The 3,157-nt window shown below is 44.2% G+C and carries 1 protein-coding gene; it reads right to left on the reverse strand.

Features of this window, described 5'->3' with window-relative positions; genetic code table 11:
- Positions 1–129 precede the first annotated feature (129 nt).
- Complete coding sequence (locus WCP75_RS04475; protein WP_336277048.1) at positions 130–2,904, reverse strand: autotransporter outer membrane beta-barrel domain-containing protein; 2,775 nt, start codon at positions 2,902–2,904, stop codon at positions 130–132.
- Positions 2,905–3,157 lie beyond the last annotated feature (253 nt).

Genomic DNA, 3,157 nt, shown 5'->3' on the forward strand with positions numbered 1-3,157 from the left:
TATCTTCTTATGATAATTCTAAACTTATTACGATGGTTTTGATATTTTGATTAAAATATACTTTTATTAACGAAAAAGGCAGCACAATGTGCTGCCTTACAATAGGGCTTATAACTACCGGATCATATTTCAAAAACGGTAGCTGATCCCACCAGAAAAGTTTGTTCCAGATACACCGGTTTTTTGGAGCCTGTGGCGATAGCTGACACTACCATGAAGGGCTATGTTTTGCGAGAATTGTGCGTTAACACCAACCCCACCCTCAATCGAAGACCCTATGTTATCAAGGTGGAAAGTGTCGCCGATTTGTATCGTGCTGTCACCGCCGAGGGCCTTAATGATGTTTACCTTGCCATAAAAGGAGAAAACATCATCTTCTCTTTTTACGCCCGTTACGGTCTTTACCAAACGCCCGCCAACACGGATCAACCACTGATGAGGATTTTTCATATCTACTTCAAAACCTTCAGCATCCTTGATGGCATCAAACATTAGATTTTGATAAACAAACTGAGCCTGTGGTTCAAACACCATCCCCTCCATACCTACAGCTAATTTCTGACCGACAGTAGAGGATACACTTAACGTTTGGGTGTGATCTAATTTCGTGACGCCTCTGATAAGAGGTGCAGCAATATCTCCCTTTACAGTTCCATAAGAAATGAATGTGTTCACATATGCACCGCTGTTATGTTGAGCGCCAGCGTATGCGGAAACCAGCCATTTATCGAGAGTTGTTTTTGCAGAATCCTTTACATCTTTCGGAGTGAAAGAAAGCTTTCCATATGTACCCAGAAGACCGAAATCTACGTTTACATCCTCATTTTCCAACGCAGCTAGCGTAACACCTGCTTGCAGAGCGCCGTAATTTACATCGGCATTATACCCGTACTGCAGTGGGCCACGACCCGAGTGTAGGGTAACTCTGTTGTCGTAAGCAGACAAGAAAATTCCCCGTTCTTTCTTATGTTTTTCTGGTCCGAACGCCACCGCACGCATATCATCTATCATAATATTCTGATTGTTTATGTCAGTATATCCGGCAGAAAATAAAGCATTTGGCATAACCAAGTAGTTCGCCACCTGCGGCAAGACAGCCCTCACGTTATTGTCGCCATCAACATATTCGTTCTGCAACCGAAAATCCCAGAAATTACCATTTCCTCTTCTGAGCATATTCTGGCCAGCATCGGATTCTCCTGGTCCATAGGCGGCAAGTACGTACTTATAGGGTAACCCCTTCCTTGTCATATAACCGCTTTCCAGTTGAAACGAATTTTTGTCTGCTGTTCCCAAAACTTGAATAAGAGAAACCCCACGTTTTGAGGAAGAGGAGGGCGCGTTTTCCTGCAAAAGAGAATTACCGTTGACCGATTTCGCATCCTCTCCGAGGAGATTAACGCGAACTCTCGTTGTACCGAACGCGTGCCCTTCAATTAAAACACGATCGGTCTTTTGCTCAATTACGGGAGAACTATCGCTCCACTCAGAATTTAAATGAAGTGTGGCACTACCTCTTGCATTATAGGCTGTCAGAATAGCCGGAGACCCGTCCTCTTTTGCAGATTGGTGCCCTATGTGCAAAATCTGGTAGCGTCCATCTATAGGTTTTTCGAAAACTACGGAGCTATCTTCCAGACCCAAAACAGAAAGATGAGAATATGATCCGAAATCTACGCCGAGTGCTAAATGCTCAGGTAAATTTTTGCCATTATGTACCATTTGTTTACTGGGCTTTAAGATCCATTCTGTGCCATCAGTTAGGTCAAAAATGGTTTTACTTCCTCCCAGCGTTTGCACCTGGCCCTGCAAATGCGAACGGTCAGCTGACAATAAAAGGACCGGTTTCGCTTTATCATTTTTTCCATTCACTACAATTTCCGCGTTCTGCCCACTCCGTGATAAAATATCAGCAGAGATCGTTGAATGTTTAAAGTCAACCATCCCGCTCGCGATCATTGCGTCGACACCAATACCGTTCCCGACAAGAATCTTTGTATTCTCCAACATTACCTGATTGCTGACATTTTCGAAGGAAATTGATTGATCTTCACTCCGAATACGTCGCGAACCCCCATCTCCCCCGGTGGCTGTTGAATGATTCCGGAAAAAGATGCCATAGGAATCGCGATCACTCGTGATATCTATTGTCGAGTTTGTGAGGGTTACGGTACCGTCTGCGACCAATATGCCGGTTCCTACTGCTGTCACAGCGAGGTCTGTGGCATTAATGGATCCGCCTCCTAGAACACTCAAAGCAACAAAACGCGAACTTATCATCCCTCCCACTATATTCACAGTCGAGCCCCTCTCTCTCACGCTCACTGGAAAATTATCGATGATTCTTACACCTTGAAACGTCTGACTATTTTTATCGGCATGATCAATTGCATTATTAACGGCACTATTTCTACCAATATTGATATTTCCAGCGGCGTTATCAACTCCATTAACGGGCTTTGCACGATCACTCGCGGCTTGTGTGTCTCTTGCTTCCGCGAGGGAGGCGGACTCCGCATGCGAAACTTGCATGCTACCTAACGATAACGAACGCTTTCTCGTGCGAGATTCACCCAAAGAGTTTTCATGATCAGATCCCAGAACTCTTGAAACAGCACTATTACTTCCAGAGTTCTGTTTTCCGTTTTGCTCATTCTGGGAGGCAGAGCTTGAGGTGATAAGACCAGCTACTCCAGAGGTATGTACCCCAGATACAGAAGACCCACCGCCTAGATCCGATAAACGCGAAACCGTCAAAGAGGAGGGGGGAGCAACATGAACATCACCATTTTCTCCACCCACAAGCGGTACAGAGGGAACATTAGAGGCCAAGGCAAAAAACAGGCCGGAATGAGAGCAAAGCAAAACCCCCGACACTGTGCATAATAAAAATCTCTTTTTCATATGAACACATTCCTAAATACTCTTCCCCTCTCTTTGCAAAAGAACCAAAATGATTTAATACATTATGTTTCTTTTGTAAAGAGGGAAACGAGCACCAAGAAACTGCGTCTATACAGAGGATTTATATCTTAAAGTATTTAAAACCTATATTGCATTCCACCAGAAAAATTAAACCCAGATACACCGGCACTTTGTAGTTTATGCTGGTATCCGACGTCACCATGAAGAGTAAGGCTTTGTGATAACTGCGCGT

The organism is Bartonella numerosa (assembly GCF_037070845.1).
In the GTDB taxonomy this organism is placed as follows: domain Bacteria; phylum Pseudomonadota; class Alphaproteobacteria; order Rhizobiales; family Rhizobiaceae; genus Bartonella.